This window comes from Pseudomonas sp. FSL R10-0056 (assembly GCF_009600105.1).
Lineage (GTDB): Bacteria > Pseudomonadota > Gammaproteobacteria > Pseudomonadales > Pseudomonadaceae > Aquipseudomonas > Aquipseudomonas bubulae.
Map to the genome: position 1 here is coordinate 25,077 of NZ_WIWL01000193.1, position 20,244 is coordinate 45,320.

Annotated in this window: 19 protein-coding genes; 1 reads left to right on the top strand and 18 read right to left on the bottom strand. The window is 55.5% G+C overall.

Going from position 1 to position 20,244, the window contains the following annotated elements; genetic code table 11:
* Window positions 1-16: 16 nt before the first annotated feature.
* Window positions 17-931, bottom strand: coding sequence for a LysR substrate-binding domain-containing protein (locus GHO42_RS16540; protein ID WP_153326307.1), 915 nt, complete (start codon window positions 929-931; stop codon window positions 17-19).
* Between the two features lie 187 nt (window positions 932-1,118).
* Between GHO42_RS16540 and GHO42_RS16545 the strand changes: the two genes are divergently transcribed.
* A complete protein-coding gene (locus GHO42_RS16545) occupies window positions 1,119-2,081 on the top strand; it encodes a bifunctional GNAT family N-acetyltransferase/nucleoside diphosphate kinase regulator (RefSeq protein WP_094999570.1) in 963 nt (320 codons plus the stop codon).
* Window positions 2,082-2,216: 135 nt separating this feature from the next.
* On the opposite strand, the gene glmS is transcribed toward GHO42_RS16545, so the two are convergent.
* From glmS to GHO42_RS16630, 17 genes are all read right to left on the bottom strand, one after another.
* The gene (gene glmS / locus GHO42_RS16550) at window positions 2,217-4,052 is read right to left on the bottom strand and encodes a glutamine--fructose-6-phosphate transaminase (isomerizing) (RefSeq protein ID WP_153326305.1); all 1,836 of its coding nucleotides are present in this window, start codon (window positions 4,050-4,052) and stop codon (window positions 2,217-2,219) included.
* A gap of 9 nt (window positions 4,053-4,061) precedes the next feature.
* On the bottom strand, window positions 4,062-4,829 hold the full coding sequence (locus GHO42_RS16555) for a DeoR/GlpR family DNA-binding transcription regulator (protein WP_088378585.1): 768 nt from the start codon (window positions 4,827-4,829) through the stop codon (window positions 4,062-4,064).
* Between the two features lie 269 nt (window positions 4,830-5,098).
* Window positions 5,099-6,466 (bottom strand): bifunctional UDP-N-acetylglucosamine diphosphorylase/glucosamine-1-phosphate N-acetyltransferase GlmU, encoded by a 1,368-nt coding sequence (glmU, locus tag GHO42_RS16560; RefSeq protein ID WP_094999572.1) that lies wholly within the window; start codon window positions 6,464-6,466, stop codon window positions 5,099-5,101.
* 115 nt (window positions 6,467-6,581) lie between these two features.
* Window positions 6,582-7,001 carry a F0F1 ATP synthase subunit epsilon gene (locus GHO42_RS16565; RefSeq protein WP_029611653.1) on the bottom strand — a complete coding sequence of 140 codons (420 nt, stop codon included), beginning with the start codon at window positions 6,999-7,001 and terminating at the stop codon, window positions 6,582-6,584.
* 56 nt (window positions 7,002-7,057) lie between these two features.
* Window positions 7,058-8,437 carry a F0F1 ATP synthase subunit beta gene (atpD, locus tag GHO42_RS16570; protein WP_016782877.1) on the bottom strand — a complete coding sequence of 460 codons (1,380 nt, stop codon included), beginning with the start codon at window positions 8,435-8,437 and terminating at the stop codon, window positions 7,058-7,060.
* A 27-nt stretch (window positions 8,438-8,464) separates the two neighbouring features.
* Window positions 8,465-9,325, bottom strand: coding sequence for a F0F1 ATP synthase subunit gamma (gene atpG, locus GHO42_RS16575; RefSeq protein ID WP_003438003.1), 861 nt, complete (start codon window positions 9,323-9,325; stop codon window positions 8,465-8,467).
* 50 nt (window positions 9,326-9,375) lie between these two features.
* On the bottom strand, window positions 9,376-10,920 hold the full coding sequence (atpA, locus tag GHO42_RS16580) for a F0F1 ATP synthase subunit alpha (protein WP_086799496.1): 1,545 nt from the start codon (window positions 10,918-10,920) through the stop codon (window positions 9,376-9,378).
* A gap of 21 nt (window positions 10,921-10,941) precedes the next feature.
* Complete coding sequence (locus GHO42_RS16585) at window positions 10,942-11,478, bottom strand: F0F1 ATP synthase subunit delta (RefSeq protein WP_016782875.1); 537 nt, start codon at window positions 11,476-11,478, stop codon at window positions 10,942-10,944.
* Window positions 11,479-11,490: 12 nt separating this feature from the next.
* Window positions 11,491-11,961, bottom strand: a complete 471-nt coding sequence (locus tag GHO42_RS16590; protein ID WP_094999573.1) for a F0F1 ATP synthase subunit B — start codon at window positions 11,959-11,961, stop codon at window positions 11,491-11,493.
* A 57-nt stretch (window positions 11,962-12,018) separates the two neighbouring features.
* Window positions 12,019-12,276 (bottom strand): F0F1 ATP synthase subunit C, encoded by a 258-nt coding sequence (gene atpE, locus GHO42_RS16595; protein WP_002555987.1) that lies wholly within the window; start codon window positions 12,274-12,276, stop codon window positions 12,019-12,021.
* A 122-nt stretch (window positions 12,277-12,398) separates the two neighbouring features.
* Window positions 12,399-13,268: a F0F1 ATP synthase subunit A gene (gene atpB / locus GHO42_RS16600; protein ID WP_086799500.1), complete on the bottom strand. Its 870-nt coding sequence runs from the start codon at window positions 13,266-13,268 to the stop codon at window positions 12,399-12,401.
* A 16-nt stretch (window positions 13,269-13,284) separates the two neighbouring features.
* Entirely contained in the window at window positions 13,285-13,692 is a 408-nt protein-coding gene (locus GHO42_RS16605; RefSeq protein ID WP_003437994.1) for a F0F1 ATP synthase subunit I, read from the bottom strand.
* A 148-nt stretch (window positions 13,693-13,840) separates the two neighbouring features.
* A complete protein-coding gene (locus GHO42_RS16610) occupies window positions 13,841-14,713 on the bottom strand; it encodes a ParB/RepB/Spo0J family partition protein (protein WP_094999574.1) in 873 nt (290 codons plus the stop codon).
* 9 nt (window positions 14,714-14,722) lie between these two features.
* On the bottom strand, window positions 14,723-15,514 hold the full coding sequence (locus GHO42_RS16615; protein ID WP_094999575.1) for a ParA family protein: 792 nt from the start codon (window positions 15,512-15,514) through the stop codon (window positions 14,723-14,725).
* Between the two features lie 18 nt (window positions 15,515-15,532).
* Window positions 15,533-16,177, bottom strand: a complete 645-nt coding sequence (gene rsmG, locus GHO42_RS16620; RefSeq protein ID WP_094999576.1) for a 16S rRNA (guanine(527)-N(7))-methyltransferase RsmG — start codon at window positions 16,175-16,177, stop codon at window positions 15,533-15,535.
* Window positions 16,174-18,066, bottom strand: coding sequence for a tRNA uridine-5-carboxymethylaminomethyl(34) synthesis enzyme MnmG (mnmG, locus tag GHO42_RS16625; RefSeq protein ID WP_016782869.1), 1,893 nt, complete (start codon window positions 18,064-18,066; stop codon window positions 16,174-16,176). The genes rsmG and mnmG overlap by 4 nt, the downstream gene beginning before the upstream one ends.
* Window positions 18,067-18,570: 504 nt before the next feature.
* Window positions 18,571-20,187 (bottom strand): ABC-F family ATP-binding cassette domain-containing protein, encoded by a 1,617-nt coding sequence (locus GHO42_RS16630; RefSeq protein WP_095031565.1) that lies wholly within the window; start codon window positions 20,185-20,187, stop codon window positions 18,571-18,573.
* Window positions 20,188-20,244 lie beyond the last annotated feature (57 nt).

Sequence of the window (20,244 nt, forward strand, 5' to 3'; positions counted from 1 at the left end):
TTTGCGCACCTGAAATTTATTTTTTTATTTTTTCGATCAACCCTTCCAGCTCATGAAAGTCGCTGTGGATGGTTCGTTCACGGCTCCAGATCATGTCCAGAGTGAAAGTCGGAAAACCGGGCGGCGGTTGGAGAACTTTAATGTTTGGCGGCACATTCAACGTCGCCACTATTTTTTTCGGGATCACGATCAGTGCCGGCACCGCCAATAAAACATTGACCCCGGCGTGATAGGAGTTGGCCCGGGTAAAAATACTTCTACGCCGCGACTGTTTTTCCAGCCAGCCATCCACCATGTTTTTTTCCGACTGCCACGGCGTTGGAAATATGTGCGGCGTGTCACAAAATTCATCAATATCCAAAAAAGATTTAGCCTGATGTTTTGCCACGCTGGACAGGCACACAAAAGAATCTTCAGTAAGGCTGCGATAGCCCAGCAACGGATGCCGTTGGTGATAGCCCGGGCCGAAGCCAAAGCAAACGTCGGTGTCAGAAGCCAATAACTCACTGATGGGCAAATCCTGGCCCAGGCGGCTCACACTCAACGCCCAGTTGCGCCCGGTTGAACGCACCTGCTGCAACACTGCAGGCAACATGAGAATTTCAAAATATTCCGGGGCAGTGATATTCCACTGACGCAGCGCTGTGCCCTGCCCTGCTCCTTCCTTGGCGCACTGATTGATGCACTGCAGGATGTTTTGCAGATAAGGCTTGATCGCCAGCACCCGTGCCGTGGGTTGCATGGCGCCGTCGGTGTTCTCGAAGAGTTTGTCGTCGAAACAGTGGCGGAGTTTTTTCAGGCTGTAACTGATGCTTGATTGGCTGAGATTCAACATTTCTGCCACACGCTTGGCGCTGCGATTTTCGATCAACAGCAAGACAATCGAAATATCCTGCATATCCAATTGTTTCAGCGCATTGGTGTAAAGCATGCCAGCTCCTTGCTGAAGTTATCCACAACCCAGAAGCCACAAGACATCAACGTACATTTGCTGGCGCTGCTTGCGGCGAGGCTCTGGGTCGGATCAAAGGGTAAAACGAAGATATCCCCGAACTCTCCCGACCATTCGGCATTACTTGCGTTATGTCTTAAAATAGCCGGTTGCCGAAAGAACCGTCATGGCCGTAGCCATGAAGGGCTTTCATCCCTTGAAAATAAGTGTGGTGAAGATGAACAAGCCTTTCATTTCGCTGTGCCCGGAAGTTACTCGGGCGCATGCGTTGACGTTGATGGATTGGTTGGAAGATGAGCGCGTCACCTGTTATCTGAGCGATTCACGTCATGTCTCCCGCTCCATCGAGCAAGCCATTGATAGAACCCAATTGCCAATCCTGACCCATCTGTTCAACCAGGGCGGCCGATTCTTCATGGCTTATGACCGGCATGACGCCCCGGTAGGCTTTGTCCGTCTGATCAAGACCGGCTCAAATTGCGAGATAGTCCTGGTCATCGGAGACAGCGACAAATGGGGCCGAAACCTTGGCGCCCGCACGATCCGCGAAGGCATGAAACTGGCCTTCCTCGACATGCGGGCCAAGAAGCTCATCGCCAAGATCCACCCGGACAACACGCGCTCGGTAAAAGCCTTTCTGCGCAGCGGCTTTGTGCTTGAAAGCGAAACGCCCACATTGAAGTCATTTTCCATGGCCGCGGGGCGCTATCTCCAGCTCTTGCGCGAAGGTACCGTTGGCGACTCCACCAGGATCTACATCACTGAAATCGACAAGGCCAGGCTAGAGAGTCTCATCGCTCTGGAGCAAGGTCCGACGGTTGTTGAGCTCGAACATGAGCTTGAACGAGCCATTGTCGTCAAGCCGCAGCAGGTGGCGGGCAATGTCGTCACGATGAACTCCAGGGCTTTAGTGCAACTGGACGACGAAGAGATCGAAGTGGCCTTGGTCTACCCGGAAGACGCGGACAGTAACGCCGGGAAGCACTCCGTGTATTCCGACATTGGTGCTGCCATCCTGGGCTATCAGGAAGGGGACGCCATTGACTGGCGAATTTCTGATCGGACCCGCCGAATTGAGATCAGGAAAGTGCTTTACCAGCCAGAGGCTGCGGGCCATTTCCACCTGTAATTGATTCTTTCCCTCAGTGTTGGTCAAGCAACCTGGAAGAAGGGGATCTGTCGAAGAAGGGAGCCCGTAAGTGGCTCCCTTCATTCGCGACAGTTTTAACTCTCTAAAACCACTGAGTAGTGCCGCAGCTGTGATTTATTCCACAGTCACGGATTTAGCCAGGTTACGCGGCTGGTCCACGTCAGTGCCTTTAAGCACGGCCACGTAGTACGACAGCAATTGCAGCGGGATGGTGTAGAGGATCGGCGCCAGCACATCGTGGATATGCGGCATGTTGATCACATGGGTGCCTTCGCCGTTGCTCATACCGGCTTGTTCATCAGCAAACACAATCAGCTCGCCACCGCGGGCACGCACTTCTTGCAGGTTGGATTTAAGTTTCTCCAACAGCTCATTGTTCGGAGCAACGGTCACTACCGGCATGTCGTTATCCACAAGTGCCAGAGGGCCGTGCTTCAACTCGCCCGCCGGGTACGCTTCAGCGTGGATGTACGAAATTTCTTTGAGCTTGAGTGCACCTTCCATTGCCACCGGGAACTGAGCGCCACGGCCCAGGAACAGGGTGTGATGTTTATCGGCAAACAATTCAGCCACTTTTTCAACCACCGAATCCATCGCCAGGGCTTCGCCCAGACGCGCAGGCAAACGACGCAGTTCTTCTACCAGCTGTGCTTCAACGCCCTCTTCCAGAGTGCCGCGCACTTGCCCCAGGGACAGGGTCAGCAGCAACAGGCCTACCAGCTGGGTGGTAAATGCCTTGGTGGAAGCCACACCGATTTCGCGACCGGCTTGGGTTAGCAGCGTCAGATCAGACTCACGAACCAGCGAGCTGATACCTACGTTGCAAATCGCCAGGCTACCGAGGAAGCCCAATTCTTTTGCATTGCGCAGTGCTGCCAGGGTGTCAGCGGTTTCGCCCGATTGCGAGATCGAAACAAACAGGGTGTCCGGTTGCACCACAACTTTGCGGTAGCGGAACTCGCTGGCCACTTCAACCTGGCACGGAATGCCTGCCAGGCTTTCGAGCCAGTAACGGGCAACCATGCCGGCGTGGTAGCTGGTACCACAGGCGACGATCTGAACATTGCGAACCTTGGCGAACAATTCCTTCGCTTGTGGACCGAAAGCTTGAACCAGTACATGGTCAGCACCCAGGCGGTTTTCCAGGGTGCGTTGAACTACAGCTGGTTGCTCGTGGATTTCCTTGAGCATGTAGTGGCGATACTCGCCCTTGTCGGCCGCTTCGGCGCCATCGCTGTATTGCACGGCTTCGCGTTGAACGCTCTGACCGTTTACGTCCCAGATCTGCACGCTGTCACGACGGATTTCAGCGATATCGCCTTCTTCCAGGTACATGAAACGGTCAGTGACCTGACGCAGTGCCAATTGGTCGGAGGCCAGGAAGTTTTCACCCAGGCCCAGGCCAATCACCAGCGGGCTGCCGCTGCGGGATGCAACCAGACGATCCGGTTGCTTGGCGCTGATCACAGCCAGGCCGTAGGCACCGTGCAACTCTTTAACGGTGGCCTTGAGGGCCTCGGTCAGGTCGCTGTGATCTTTGAGTTTGTGGTTTAGCAGGTGGGCAATGACTTCGGTGTCAGTGTCCGAGGTAAACACATAGCCCAAGCCTTTGAGCTGCTCACGCAGGGCTTCATGGTTTTCGATGATGCCGTTGTGCACAACAGCCAGATCGGAACCGGAGAAATGCGGGTGAGCGTTACGCTCGCACGGCGCACCGTGGGTGGCCCAACGGGTATGGGCAATGCCCAGACGACCGGCCAATGGCTCACCGGCCAGAGCTTGTTCCAGCTCGGCCACTTTGCCGTTGCGGCGCATGCGTTCCAGGGTGCCGTTGTTGGTGAAAACAGCCACACCTGCGCTGTCGTAACCACGGTATTCAAGACGTTTCAGGCCTTCCAGCAGAATGGCCGTGATATTACGTTCAGCGACTGCGCCAACGATTCCACACATAAAGTTCTCCTAGCTTAGGGCCGCGCATAACAATGTTATGCCCCGGGCCTGAATCTGTTCGCGTGCCTCAAGGGGCAGGCGATCATCGGTAATAAGGGTATGGACGCTGCTCCAGGGCAGTTCCAGGTTGGGTATTTTTCGACCAATCTTGTCCGACTCGACCATCACGATCACTTCACGCGCGACGTCAGCCATGACCCGGCTCAGACCCAACAACTCGTTAAAAGTTGTCGTGCCGCGCTGCAGGTCTATGCCGTCAGCACCGATGAACAGTTGATCGAAGTCGTATGAGCGCAACACCTGTTCGGCAACCTGTCCCTGAAAGGACTCGGAGTGCGGATCCCAGGTGCCCCCGGTCATCAGCAATACAGGCTCATGTTCCAGTTCACTGAGTGCATTGGCGACGTGCAGGGAGTTGGTCATCACTACCAAGCCAGGTTGCAGGCCCAGTTGTGGAATCATCGAGGCCGTGGTGCTGCCGCTGTCGATGATGATGCGCGCATGCTCTTTAATCAGACCAACCGCTGCACGGGCAATGGCTTGCTTATAAAGAGAAACTGGCTGAGGGACATCACTGACCAGTTCTTGCGGCATGGTGATCGCGCCGCCATAACGACGCAATAAAAGCCCGTTACTTTCGAGTGCAGCCAGATCCTTGCGAATCGTAACCTCAGAGGTTTCGAAGCGCTTGGCCAGTTCATCCACACTGACTTCGCCCTGCTCGGCAAGCATGGCCAGGATGTTGTGTCTGCGTTGTGGCGTATTACGTTTGGACATAACGGCTTAAGTTTCGTTTCGAAAGATAACGAAAGCAATGAAACCGTATCTCGAAACCTTCGTCAAGAAAATGTTGTGGGCTATTTTCTGTGAATAACTCGATATGGGCCTGTGTTCATTGGCCAAAACGCTTATTTAAGCCCGCAAAAAACAAAGCCTTATCCACAGGGCGTGAATAAGGCTTCAGGTAACTTATTGATTTAAAACAGTTATAGGATGACTTGTTAATAACCTTAAATCATCATCGCCTATCTGTGGATAACTTTAAATCAAGGCTTTGGCTGTTTAACCGGACGCTTCCAGCCATCAATGTTGCGCTGGCGCGCACGACCAACGGCCAGTTGCTCCGCGGCAACATCCTGATTGATGGTCGAGCCTGCAGCAGTGGTAGCACCGTTGGAGATATCCACAGGTGCAACCAACGAGTTGTTCGAACCAATAAATACATCAGCGCCCAACACGGTCTTCCACTTGTTGGCGCCATCGTAGTTGCAGGTGATGGTGCCAGCACCGATATTGGTGCGCGGTCCGACCTCGGCATCGCCCAGATAAGTCAGGTGACCGCATTTGGCGTCTTCACCCAAGTGGGCGTTTTTCAATTCGACAAAGTTACCCACATGGGCACGGGCATCCAGCACACTGCCCGGGCGCAGACGAGCGAACGGACCGGCATCACTGTTCTCGCCCATCACGGCACCGTCGAGATGGCTATTGGCCTTGACCACAACACCTTTGCGCAAGGTGCTGTCCTTGATTACGCAATTCGGGCCGATGACCACGTCGTCCTCAATAACCACGCGACCTTCAAGAATCACGTTGATATCGATCAGCACATCACGACCCACGGTGACTTCACCGCGCACATCGAAACGCGCCGGGTCACGCAAGGTCACACCCAAGGCCATCAGGCGACGGGCTTCGCGCAACTGGTAATGACGTTCCAGCTCACTGAGTTGTTTACGATCGTTGGCGCCCTGCACTTCCATCGGGTCAAGGGCATGCTCGGTGGCCACGACCAAACCATCGCTGACCGCCATGGCGATTACGTCGGTCAGGTAGTACTCGCCCTGTGCGTTGTTGTTCGACAGACGGCTCATCCAGTCAGCCAGGCGACGGGTCGGCAAGGCGAGGATCCCGGTGTTGCCTTCGGTAATTGTACGTTCGGCTTCGGTTGCGTCCTTGTGCTCAACAATCGCACACACCTTGCCATCCGCATCACGCACGATACGACCATAACCAGTCGGGTCGGCCAGGTTGACGGTCAGCAGGCCCAGTTGCTCGGGGCCAACTTGCTTGAGCAGACGTTGCAGGGTCTCAACCTCGATCAGCGGTACATCGCCGTACAGGATCAACACGTTTTCTGCGGTCAGAAATGGTAGCGCCTGAGCCACGGCATGGCCGGTACCCAGTTGCTTGTCTTGCAGCACAAAGTTCAGGTCATCAGCAGCCAGACGTTCACGCACCAGTTCGGCTCCGTGACCAATGACGACGTGGATGCGAGTCGGTTCAAGCTGACGAGCGCTGTGGATAACATGGCCAAGCATGGAGTTGCCTGCCACGGGGTGCAGAACCTTGGGCAGGGCAGAACGCATGCGGGTGCCCTGACCTGCGGCGAGAATAACGATATCGAGAGACATGACTGGCTACCAATCCTGGGTGGTCAGCGGTTGCGACCAAAAAGTATTTCGCGGAAAAAGAAAAAGGGTAGCCGAGGCTACCCTTTTTAATCAATCACACAATAAGACAGGAGGCTTAGCCGCCAAACTTCTTGCGGATTTGCTGGACGGTGCGCAGCTGAGCTGCGGCTTCGGCCAGACGTGCAGCAGCAGATCCGTAATCGAAATCTGCGCCTTTTTCGTTCAGTGCCTTCTCGGCAGCCTTTACGGCTTCCTGAGCGGAGGCTTCATCCAGGTCGGCAGCACGTTGCACGGTGTCGGCAAGAACCTTGACCATGTTCGGCTGAACCTCGAGGTAACCACCGGAGATGTAAAACACCTCCGATTCCCCGCCCAGCTTGATCAGGCGGATCGGACCCGGCTTGAGTTCAGTGATCAGCGGAGCGTGACCCAGAGCGATACCAAGATCACCCAGGCTGCCGTGCGCAATCACCATCTCGACCTGACCGGAAAAGATTTCTCCTTCCGCACTGACGATATCGCAATGGACTGTCATCATATTAGCCATCTGATTGCCTCAACCTGATTAGCGCCCGTTGCCGGGCGCTGGAATTACAGTTTCTTGGCTTTCTCGATCGCTTCTTCGATGCCGCCGACCATGTAGAACGCTTGTTCTGGCAGGTGGTCGTAGTCACCGTTGAGGATGCCTTTGAAGCCAGCAATGGTGTCTTTCAGGGAAACGTATTTACCCGAAGCGCCAGTGAAGACTTCAGCCACGAAGAACGGCTGAGACAAGAAACGCTGGATCTTACGAGCGCGGGATACCAACTGCTTGTCGGTTTCCGACAGCTCGTCCATACCCAGGATCGCAATGATGTCCTTCAGTTCTTTGTAACGCTGCAACACGTACTGAACGCCGCGAGCGGTGTCGTAGTGTTCCTGGCCAATTACGTTCGGGTCCAGCTGGCGCGAAGTCGAATCCAGTGGATCTACTGCTGGGTAGATACCCAGGGAAGCGATGTCACGGGACAGAACGACGGTAGCGTCCAAGTGGGCAAACGTGGTCGCAGGCGACGGGTCAGTCAAGTCATCCGCAGGTACGTATACCGCTTGGATCGAAGTGATCGAACCGTTTTTGGTCGAAGTGATGCGCTCTTGCAGAGTACCCATCTCTTCAGCCAGAGTCGGCTGGTAACCTACTGCCGAAGGCATACGGCCCAGCAGTGCGGATACTTCAGTACCGGCCAAGGTGTAACGGTAGATGTTGTCAACGAACAACAGTACGTCGTTACCTTCGTCACGGAACTTCTCGGCCATGGTCAGGCCGGTCAGTGCTACGCGCAGACGGTTACCCGGCGGCTCGTTCATCTGACCGTAAACCAGTGCCACTTTGTCCAGTACGCTGGAATCCTTCATCTCGTGGTAGAAGTCGTTACCCTCACGGGTACGCTCGCCCACACCAGCAAACACAGAGTAACCGCTGTGTTCCATGGCGATGTTACGGATCAGTTCCATCATGTTTACGGTTTTGCCTACACCGGCACCACCGAACAGACCAACCTTACCGCCTTTTGCAAACGGGCAGATCAGGTCGATAACCTTGATACCGGTTTCCAGCAGGTCGTTGCCGCCAGCTTGCTCAGCGAAGGACGGTGCTGGGCGGTGAATGCCCCAACGCTCTTCGGTGTCAATCGGGCCAGCTTCGTCGATCGGGTTGCCCAGAACGTCCATGATCCGGCCCAGGGTAGCTTTACCTACTGGAACGGAGATGGCTGCGCCAGAGTCGGTGACTTCCAGACCGCGCTTCAAGCCCTCGGTGGAACCCATCGCAATGGTACGAACCACGCCGTCGCCCAGCTGTTGCTGAACTTCCAGAGTGGTTCCGGCCGCGCTTTGTACTTTCAGCGCGTTGTAGATGCTCGGTACGTTTTCGCGTGGAAATTCCACGTCGATCACGGCGCCGATGATTTGAACGATACGTCCGCTACTCATAGCTGGATCCTCTGAATATTTGAACCGTTAAACCGCGGCAGCGCCGCCGACGATTTCCGAGATCTCTTGGGTGATCGCAGCCTGACGCGCCTTGTTGTAGATCAGCTGCAAATCGCTGATCAAGTCACCGGCGTTATCAGTGGCGTTCTTCATTGCGATCATCCGCGCAGCTTGTTCAGCTGCACTGTTCTCGACCACCGCCTGGTACACCTGCGACTCCACGTAACGCACCATCAAGCCGTCTAGCAGCTCTTTGGCATCCGGTTCGTAGAGATAGTCCCAGTGGTGCTTGAGTTCTTGATCCGGGGTCGCCACCAGTGGAATCAATTGCTCCACAGTAGGCTGTTGCGTCATGGTGTTGATGAACTTGTTGGATACCACGGACAGGCGGTCAATACGGCCTTCCAGGTAAGCATCCAGCATCACCTTAACGCTGCCGATCAAATCATTGATCGACGGTTCTTCACCCAGATGGCTGATAGCAGCGACGACGTTACCGCCGAAGTTACGGAAAAATGCCGCACCTTTGCTGCCGACCACGCACAGATCAATCTCGACGCCGTTTTCACGGTTTACCGCCATGTCCTTGACCAAAGCCTTGAACAGGTTGGTATTCAAACCACCGCACAAACCACGGTCACTGCTCACAACCACATAACCCACACGCTTAACTTCGCGGTCGATCATGAACGGGTGGCGGTATTCCGGGTTGGCGTTGGCCAAATGCCCAATAACCTGGCGGATACGCTCCGCATAAGGACGGCTAGCAGCCATGCGCATTTGTGCCTTGCGCATTTTGCTGACCGCCACTTTTTCCATGGCGCTGGTAATCTTTTGCGTGCTTTTGATGCTCGCAATCTTACTGCGAATCTCTTTTGCGCCTGCCATGTAACACCTATCAGGTTAGCAAGCGGGAGCCTTGCGGCTCCCGCTGCGGCTTACCAGGTTTGGGTGGCCTTGAACTTCTCGATACCGGCTTTGATGCCAGCGTCGATTTCGTCATTGAAGTCACCTTTAACGTTGATCTTCGCCATAAGCTCGGCGTGATCGCGGTTGAAGTAAGCAATCAGCGCTTGTTCAAAGCTACCGACCTTGGTGATTTCGACGTCAGTCAGGAACCCACGCTCAGCGGCATACAGCGACAGCGCCATGTCAGCGATCGACATTGGTGCGTATTGCTTCTGCTTCATCAGCTCGGTAACGCGCTGACCATGCTCAAGTTGCTTACGGGTCGCTTCGTCCAGGTCAGAAGCGAACTGGGCAAATGCTGCCAGTTCACGGTACTGAGCCAGAGCGGTACGGATACCACCGGACAGCTTCTTGATGATCTTGGTCTGAGCGGCACCACCCACACGGGATACCGAAACACCGGCGTTCACTGCAGGACGGATCCCGGAGTTGAACATGGCCGATTCCAGGAAGATCTGACCGTCGGTGATGGAAATCACGTTGGTCGGAACGAACGCGGAAACGTCGCCAGCCTGGGTTTCGATGATCGGCAGTGCGGTCAGGGAACCGGTTTTGCCGGTCACTGCGCCGTTGGTGAACTTCTCTACGTATTCTTCGGATACGCGGGATGCGCGCTCCAGAAGACGGGAGTGGAGATAGAACACGTCGCCTGGGTAAGCTTCACGGCCTGGTGGACGGCGCAGCAGCAGGGAAATCTGGCGGTAAGCCACTGCTTGCTTGGACAGATCGTCATAAACGATCAGCGCGTCTTCACCGCGGTCGCGGAAGTATTCGCCCATGGTGCAACCGGAGTACGGTGCCAGGAACTGCAGCGCTGCGGATTCGGAAGCACTGGCAGCAACGACGATGGTGTTAGCCAGCGCGCCGTTTTCTTCCAGCTTGCGAACCACGTTGGCGATGGTCGATTGCTTCTGACCGATCGCTACGTATACACAGAAAATGCCGCTGTTCTTCTGGTTGATGATCGCGTCGATCGCCAGAGCGGTTTTACCGATCTGACGGTCACCGATGATCAGCTCACGCTGGCCACGGCCGACAGGGATCATGGCATCGACAGCCTTGTAGCCAGTCTGTACAGGCTGGTCTACCGACTTACGCCAGATCACGCCTGGAGCAACTTTCTCGACTGCATCAGTCTCGGTGTTGCCCAGTGGACCTTTGCCATCAACTGGGTTACCCAGTGCGTCGACAACGCGACCCAGCAGTTCCTTACCAACCGGAACTTCCAGGATACGGCCAGTGCACTTGGCGCTCATGCCTTCAGCCAGAGTCGTGTATGCGCCCAGTACTACGGCACCTACAGAGTCTTGCTCGAGGTTGAGAGCCATACCGAAGACGCTGCCCGGAAACTCGATCATCTCGCCGTACATTACGTCGGCCAGACCGTGAATCCGCACAATACCGTCAGATACGCTGACGACAGTGCCTTCGTTACGGGCTTGGGAGGTCACATCGAGTTTTTCGATGCGGCCCTTGATAATTTCACTTATTTCGGAAGGATTGAGTTGCTGCATTGCTCTGCTGCCCCTTCAAACTCAAGATTTCAATGCTTCGGCAAGGCTTGCGAGTTTCCCGCGAACCGAGCCATCGATAACCAGGTCGCCGGCGCGGATGATGACACCACCTATAAGGCTGGCATCCTCCGCAACTTGCAGGCGCACTTCCCGGTCGAGTCGTGCACTGAGAACCTTGGCGAGTTTGTCTTGCTGTTCTTGGTTCAATGCAAAAGCACTGGTGACTTCAACGTCTACCGACTTCTCTTGTTCGGCCTTGTACAGGTCAAACAGAGCGGCGATCTCCGGCAACAGCGGGAGACGGTCGTTTTCGGCAACGACGTTGATGAAGTTCTGTGCTTCTACAGTGAACTTGTCGCCGCACACGTCAATAAACGTGGCGGCCTTTTCTGCGCTCGTCAGTCGCGGGGCCTTGAGCACGCGCTGCATAGTGTCGTCTTGCGACACTGCTGCAGCCAGGCCGAGCATGGCTGACCAAGAGGCCAGTTGCTGGTGGGCCTGGGCGTGCTCGAAGGCTGCCTTAGCGTAAGGTCGGGCCAACGTGGTCAATTCTGCCATGATCGCCCTCGCTTAAATTTCAGCAGCCAGTTTAGTAACCAGCTCCGCGTGCGCGTTTTGATCGATTGTGGCACCCAGGATCTTCTCTGCGCCTTCAACAGCCAGGGTACCCAGTTGGGCACGCAGGGCGTCTTTGACGCTGTTCAGTTCCTGTTCGATCTCGGCCTGAGCCTGAGCCTTCACACGGTCAGCTTCAACGCGAGCCTGTTCACGGGCTTCGTCTACGATCTGAGTACCGCGTTTCTTGGCTTGCTCAATGATTTCAGCTGCTTGAGCCTTAGCTTCGCGCAGTTGTTGACCCGCTTTATCTTGGGCCAACTCCAGGTCGCGAGCTGCTCGGTTAGCAGCGTCCAGTCCAGCCGCAATCTTCTTCTGACGTTCTTGCAATGCCGCGATGACCGGAGGCCACACGAACTTCATGCAAAACAGTACAAAAATGAAGAACGCAACGGACTGGCCAATCAGGGTTGCATTAATGTTCACGCCAACACCTCGCTCGTTCGTTGTCCATCACTCTAATCAACTCGAAAATTCGAGTGATTAGCCAGCGAGTTGACCAACGAAAGGATTAGCGAAGGTGAAGAACAGTGCGATACCAACACCGATCATGGTTACGGCGTCGAGCAGACCGGCAACGATGAACATTTTAACTTGCAGCATTGGAACCATTTCTGGTTGACGCGCTGCGCCTTCCAGGAACTTGCCACCCAACAGGCCGAAACCAATTGCGGTACCCAGTGCGCCCAGGCCGATCAACAGTGCAACAGCGATAGCGGTTAGACCAACTACAGTTTCCATCTTTCCTCCCGACTTTTACGTCGTATGGTTTAGGTTTTTAGATTAAAGCGGTAAAACAAAATCATTTTGCGACGCCCTCTCACCCGAAGGTGAGAGGAGCACCAGATTCGCCGAAGCGGATCTTAGTGATTATCTTCGTGTGCCATCGACAGGTAGACGATGGTCAACATCATGAAGATGAACGCTTGCAAGGTGATGATCAGGATGTGGAATACAGCCCACGCCCATTGCAGCACCACGCCCAGACCGCTAAGCCAAAGCAGGCCGCTGCCGAACATCACGGCGATCAGGATAAACACCAGCTCGCCAGCGTACATGTTGCCGAACAGACGCAGAGCCAACGAAATAGGCTTGGCAATCAACGTCACGAATTCGAGCAGGAAGTTCACCGGAATCAGCAGCGCCTGAACAAAAATGTTCTTGCTGCCGAATGGGTGCAGGGTCAGTTCACCGATAAAGCCACCGATGCCCTTGATCTTGATGCTGTAGAAGATGATCAGTGCAAACACCGACAGGGCCATGCCCATGGTCGCGTTTGGATCAGTCGTCGGTACGGCACGGAACGGGAAGTGTTCATCGCCAGTGATCAAGATGGCCAACTGAGGAATCCAGTCAACCGGGATCAAGTCGATGGCGTTCATCAGGAACACCCACACGAAAATGGTCAGCGCCAGCGGTGCGATTACTGCACTGCGACCGTGGAAACTGTCTTTTACGCTGCCATCAACGAATTCCACCAGTACTTCAACGAAGTTCTGCAGTGCGCCTGGCTGACCGGAAGTTGCCTTCTTGGCCGCCATGCGGAATACGAGGATGAAAATCAGACCAACAAACAGCGACCAGCCGAGGGTATCGACGTGGAACGCCCAAAAGCCCATTGCTTTAGCTTCTGCAACGGTGTGGGCAAAGCCCCAGCCGCCATCAGGTAGCTGCCCAAAGGTCAGGTTCTGTAAGTGGTGCTGGATATAGCCCGAAGCGGTTGTTTCTGCCATGGTTGCCTCAAACGCCCTAAGGTCTCGAAAGTGTTGTTCTCATTAGCAGGGGAGCGAACCAACTGACCAGTTGGGTCAGCACGAAGACACCGAATACTGCTAACGGCGCCAATGGCTTCACACCTGCAAACGTCAGCGCGAACAGCACTGCCGTCAAAATTAACTTGCCTGCCTCACCGGCGTAAAACGACCGGACGATGGCTTGCGCTGCTCGGGCGCCGGAAAACCGAAAAGCCCTGTGAGCAAAATACACATTGGGTAGCAAAGCTATCAGGCCTCCGCAGAGTCCTGAATATCCGGCGACGACTCCATGCCATTGCCAGAGCCCCAGAGCAGCCAGCAATAAAACGACAAATTGAGCCAGCAAAACCGGAAAAACCGCCAAGCGATGGAACGGCAAGCGGTTTGGCGTGCGGGTTTCCATCACAACTGCTCCTCAAAGGTCGGCTACCAAAAACAGAAAACTTGGCATAATTTGTGCCGATAAAATGCGCGCAGAGTATAGGGGCGACGAAGCCCCTATTCAACTGTCAGGTAGTGATTTCCGACTGCGCGCTACATGAGGAATTGTTTCAGCGGATGTGAGCAAGCACTCCTTGCAGCTCATCCAGGGAATTGTAACCAATCACTAACTGGCCTTTTCCCTTCTTTCCGTGGCGGATCTGCACCGCAGAGCCCAGCCGCTCAGCCAGACGCTGTTCGAGTCTGGCAATGTCCGGATCGGTTTTAACCGGTTCCGCGGGTTCCTGTTTGCCACTCAACCACTGGCGAACCAGGGCTTCAGTCTGACGTACCGTCAGGCCTCGTGCGACAACGTGTCGCGCCCCTTCAACCTGCTGAGCATCAGGCAAACCGAGCAATGCCCGCGCATGACCCATTTCCAGGTCACCGTGGGACAGCATGGTCTTGATCACTTCCGGCAACGAAATCAATCGCAACAAGTTAGCCACAGACACCCGGGACTTACCCACAGCGTCGGCGACTTGCTGTTGAGTCAGCTGGAACTCTTGCTGCAAACGCTGCAAGGCGACAGCTTCCTCGATCGGATTGAGGTCTTCACGCTGAATGTTCTCGATCAACGCCATCGCAATGGCGGTTTCGTCCGGCACGTCTTTGACCATCGCCGGGATCGTGTCCTTGCCAGCCTGTTGGCTGGCGCGCCAGCGACGTTCACCGGCGATGATCTCAAAGCGGTTACCTTCGATCGGGCGCACCACGATCGGTTGCATCACGCCCTGGGTGCGGATCGAGCTGGCCAGTTCTTCAAGCGCCTGCGGATCCATGTCGCGACGAGGCTGGTACTTGCCGCGCTGGATCAGGTCCAGGGGCAGGTGCTGCAGTTCGCTTTGATCAACCTTGACCGCTTGCTCTTCCAGCGAGCTGACCGTAGGACCACTCAGGAGTGCATCCAGTCCGCGTCCGAGACCTCGTTTCTTGACGGCCATGGAAATTCCTTAAGTTGGCTGAGGCGTGCGGGTAGAACGACGTTGACGACGAACCAGCTCGCCCGCCAGGGCAAGGTAAGCAATCGCGCCACGGGAATTTTTGTCATACGCCAGCGCTGGCATGCCATAGCTTGGCGCTTCGGCCAGGCGGATGTTGCGCGGAATCACGGTGTCGTAGAGCTGCTCGCCGAAGTGTTCCTTGAGCTGCGCCGAAACATCGTTCATCAGGCTCAGGCGCGGGTCGTACATAGTGCGCAGCAGGCCTTCGATCTTCAGGTTCGGATTGAGCAGCTCGGCGATGCGCTTGATGTTATCCACAAGGTCGCTCAAGCCTTCGAGTGCAAAGTACTCGCACTGCATGGGGATAATCACCCCATCGGCCGCCACCAGGGCATTCAAGGTCAGCATCGACAACGACGGCGGGCAATCGATCAGGATGTAATCGTAGCTTTCGCGAACCGGGGCCAGCGCTGTACGCAGACGACTTTCCTTCATCTGCATTTCGAGCAGCACGACTTCAGCCGCGGTCAAATCGCGGTTTGCGGGAAGCAACTGGTAACCACCGTGCTCGGAGATGTGCATGGCCTGGGCCAGGTCGCATTCACCGATCAACAGGTCGTAGACCGAATTCTCAAGACCGTGTTTATCCACACCGCTACCCATGGTGGCGTTGCCCTGTGGATCAAGGTCAATGAGCAGCACGCGGCGCTTGGTCGCGACCAGCGATGCTGCGAGGTTGATACAGGTGGTGGTTTTACCCACACCACCTTTTTGGTTCGCTATTGCGAATACCTTAGCCATTCTTGCTTGCGTTCCCAATCATGCCGTGCGGCGCAGTATCAGCAGATGGCGTTGGCCTTGGCAACCCGGAACGGTCAAGGCGTGTTCGCCATCGAGACGAAAATCAGACGGCAATGCTACCAGCTCATCGGCCGGATGAACGCCCTTCATTGCCAACCAGCGGGTTTCGCTGTTGCCAAGGTGGCGCGTCCAGTTGCTGAAGTTCTCCATGCTGCTGAAAGCCCTGGAAACAATTCCGTTGAAAGGCTGCTCAGGCTGGAATTCTTCGACGCGACTGTGGATAACTTGCAGGTTATCCAGCTTCAGCTCGAGTTTTACCTGGGTCAGGAAACGGGTTTTCTTGCCGTTGCTGTCCAGGCAGGTCACTTGCGACTCGGGAAACAGGATCGCCAGGGGAATACCCGGCATGCCGCCGCCACTGCCCACATCCAGCCAACGGCCATTTTCGATGAAGGGCATCACGCTCAGACTGTCGAGCAAATGACGCGACACCATCTCGTCCGGGTTACGCACAGCCGTGAGGTTGTAGGCCTTGTTCCATTTGATCAACAGGGCCAGATAACCCAGCAATTGCTGATGCTGATGCTCGGTCAGTGCGACGCCCAGCTGGCGTGCACCTGTGGATAACTCTTCGGCGTGTTGTGCGGTTACCAGCGAACTCAAGCGTTTTGCTCCAACGTGCGGCCAGCGCCGCGCTTTTTCAGGTGAATCATCAACAGGGAAATTGCCGCAGGGGTCACACCCGGGATACGCGAAGCCTGGCCCAGGGTCTCGGGACGTGTTGCGCCCAACTTGCTCTGAATCTCTTTCGACAGACCGGAGATGGTCGTGTAATCGATATCCACAGGCAGCTTGGTATTTTCACTGGCACGCAGACGGGCAATTTCGTCTTGTTGACGATCGATATAACCGGCGTACTTGGTTTTGATCTCAACCTGCTCGGCAACCAGCGGGTCTTCTGCCCCCTGCCCGGTCACTTCAACCAGGCCGGCGTAATCAATTTCGGGGCGGGTCAGCAGGTTGAGCAAATTGTATTCATGGGTCAGCGGTGTGCCGAACTTGGCAGCAATGGCATCACCCTGCTCGGTACCCGGACGAACCCAGGTACTTTTGAGGCGTTGTTCTTCCTGCGCGATGCTTTCGCGCTTGGTGCAGAAAGCCGCCCAACGAGCGTCGTCGACCAGGCCCAGTTCGCGGCCTTTTTCAGTCAAGCGCATGTCGGCGTTGTCTTCGCGCAGGATCAGGCGGTATTCGGCGCGGGAAGTGAACATCCGGTACGGTTCTTGAGTACCCAGGGTAATCAGGTCGTCGACCAATACGCCGATGTACGCCTCATCCCGGCGCGGGCACCAGCTTTCCTTGCCCTGTGCGAGCAATGCCGCGTTGGCGCCAGCCAGCAAACCCTGGGCGCCGGCTTCTTCGTAACCGGTGGTGCCGTTGATTTGCCCGGCAAAGAACAAGCCGCCAATCACCTTGGTTTCGAGGCTGTACTTCAGGTCGCGTGGATCGAAGTAATCGTACTCGATGGCATAGCCCGGGCGCACGATATGGGCGTTTTCCATACCGCGAATCGATTGCACGATCTGGATTTGCACGTCGAACGGCAAGGAGGTGGAAATCCCGTTCGGGTACAGCTCGTGTGTGGTCAAACCTTCCGGCTCGATAAAGACCTGATGGCTTTCCTTGTCGGCAAAGCGATGGATCTTGTCTTCGATCGACGGGCAGTAACGCGGGCCAATACCTTCGATCACGCCTGAATACATCGGCGAACGATCAAGGTTGGAGGCAATGATTTCGTGAGTGCGGGCGTTGGTATGGGTAATCCAGCAGCTGACCTGGGCCGGGTGCTGTTCCTTGTTGCCCATGAACGACATGACAGGAATCGGTGTATCACCCGGTTGCTCGGTCATTACCGAGAAATCCACAGAACGGCCATCGATACGCGGTGGCGTCCCGGTTTTCAGGCGACCGACTCGCAGGGGCAGTTCACGCAGACGGTGTGCCAGGGCAATCGAAGGTGGATCACCGGCCCGACCGCCCGAGTAATTCTGCATGCCGATGTGGATAAGTCCACCGAGGAAAGTGCCTGTGGTCAGAACCACGGCATCAGCCATAAAACGCAGGCCCATCTGGGTCACTACGCCACGGACTTGATCCTGTTCAACGATCAGGTCATCAGCGGCCTGTTGAAATATCCACAGGTTGGGCTGGTTTTCCAGGATTTCGCGTACGGCGGCCTTGTACAGGATGCGGTCGGCCTGTGCACGGGTCGCCCGTACTGCCGGGCCTTTGCGTCCGTTGAGTACGCGGAACTGAATACCGCCTTTATCGGTGGCTATCGCCATCGCGCCGCCAAGGGCATCGATTTCTTTAACCAGATGGCTTTTACCAATCCCGCCAATTGCAGGATTGCAGCTCATTTGCCCGAGGGTTTCCACGTTGTGGGTCAACAGCAGGGTTTTCACACCCATACGTGCTGAAGCAAGTGCAGCCTCGGTTCCGGCGTGACCGCCGCCGATGACGATCACTGCAAAACGGGAAGGGAAATTCACCACGCACCTCGTGCCTGTTACTAGGGGTTTTTTGGATAGACCGCGAAGTATAGGGACTTCGCCCTTCTTAAAGAACCCTTTGCACAAAATTTAACCAGCTGTGGATAAGGGCAAGATAGATAAATAAATAGAGAAGAAATTTATAAAGCTTTGTTTTTATGTTTATTTCTACTGAGGCACCTTTCTGTGGATAGATTGCTACAGGCTATATTTTACGTACTGTACAGAGGATCAAAAGTCTGTGGTTATGCACTGATGAGGGGTTGGGATAAGTGCTTTAAGCCTGTGGGTAAAACAGGTGCTTATCCACAGGGGTGGTTATCTTCAGTTTTCAGACCTACTTACCCACTGACCTGAGGGCCAGTTATACACAGGGCTTATTCCCGTGTTTGGGTGCTTTCGAGCCAATAAACAGGCAGCCGAAAAACGCTTGAAGGTGCAATCCGGCAAGCGGTCGGACGTTCGGTCAATGATTAATGTGATAAACGGTAGCCAACAGCCCCGTTAGACGGGGCAAAGCAGCCAGCCTGTGGGTGAGGCCATGAGCCTGTGGGTAATTCCGATTGCGGCCAGAAACACATCATCGTGTGAGGTAACGATCAGAGTGCCCGGGTAATGCTTGAGCATGCTTTCCAGGGCTTGAACGGAAGGCAGATCCAGGTGATTGGCCGGTTCATCGAGCAGTAACAGCTGTGGTGGGGATTGTGTATAAAACACGCAGGCCATCGCCGCTTTCAAGCGTTCACCGCCACTGAGCCGATGGGATTGCAGGTTAATACGATCGGCATTGAGGCCCAATTGCGCCAGCCGGGTACGTAATTCTCCTTCACTCAGTTGCCGGTTAAGTGACTGCAACTGCTCAAGAACTGACCGAGCCGGTTCCAAAACGCCCAGGTGCTGGTCGAGGTAAGTGCTGGTGACCAGGGTCCTGGCCTGACCGGAAACAACCGTTAGTTGCCCGGCCAATACCTTGAGCAAGGTCGACTTGCCGCAGCCGTTCGGGCCGGTCAAGGCAATGCGCTGGCCTCGCGTAACGGCAAGATTGATCCTGCGCAGTTGTTGCGCCCCATAAGGCAGGCGGGCCTCTATCAACTCGGCAATTTGAGCCGGCGAGCCAGAGCAAGGCTGCGGCGCAGAGATAAAGATGGCCTGCTGCTCTTCTACCTGATTCGCAGCCTGACGGACCTGCACAGATAATTGCTCGCGAGCCGCATCCTGCTGTACCCGCAACTTACCGCTGCTGGCCTGGCTGCGCTCCTTTTGCCGGCCCAGCAAAATCTTCGCCTGATTGGCGTCAGCGGCCTGTTTCCGGCCACGGGATTGTTTGCGCTCAAGACTTTCCCTTTGCTCACGCAGGGTCTGTTCCTGACGCTTGCGCTCCAGCCGGTATGCCGCCAGCTGTTGTTGTGCCGCTTGCAGTTGCCCGGTTTTGGCCTGTGCATAAAACGAGTAACCGCCGCCGTAACTGGTGAGGCCCTGTGGTGACAGCTCAACGATGCGCTCCATATTTTCCAGCAAGGCGCGATCATGGCTGATAACAAGTAATCCTTCTGGCCACTGCTGCAACTGTTCATGCAGGGCAAGTCGATGCTGGTGATCCAGATGATTGGTGGGCTCATCCAGGATCAACAGGTCGGCTTTCGACAAAAAGGCGCCCAGCAGAGCCACGCGCATGGCTTCACCACCGCTGAGTGCTGATGCAGGAGTCGAAAGGGTCAGGTGTGCAAGCTTGTTGCGGCTTAGCTGATCGAGCAGTTGCTGGCGGATATTCCAGCGTTCGCCCACACAGTCAAAGTCCGCTTGGGCGCTGCTGCCCCGCTCTATTCGCTCAAGGGCGCTAATGACTGGTTGCACGCCAGCAAGCTCGGCAAGGGTGTGATTGGGGTCATGGCTGACTTGCTGCGTCAGGTAATACACCGTGCCATTACGGATGCAGTAGCCGGTTGAGGGCAAGAGATCCCCTGCCATGATGCGCGCCAATATGCTCTTGCCCACACCATTGCGCCCTACCAGGCCGGTGCGGCGCTGGTCGAGATGCAGATCAATATCTGAAAACAGGGAACTGCCATCGGGCAGATGATAAGAAACGCCTTGCAGCGTTACAGAGGTAACGTGAGCCATACGCACTCCAGAGATGCACAGATCTACCCCCTGTTGCAGGGGAATCAAGAACTGGCC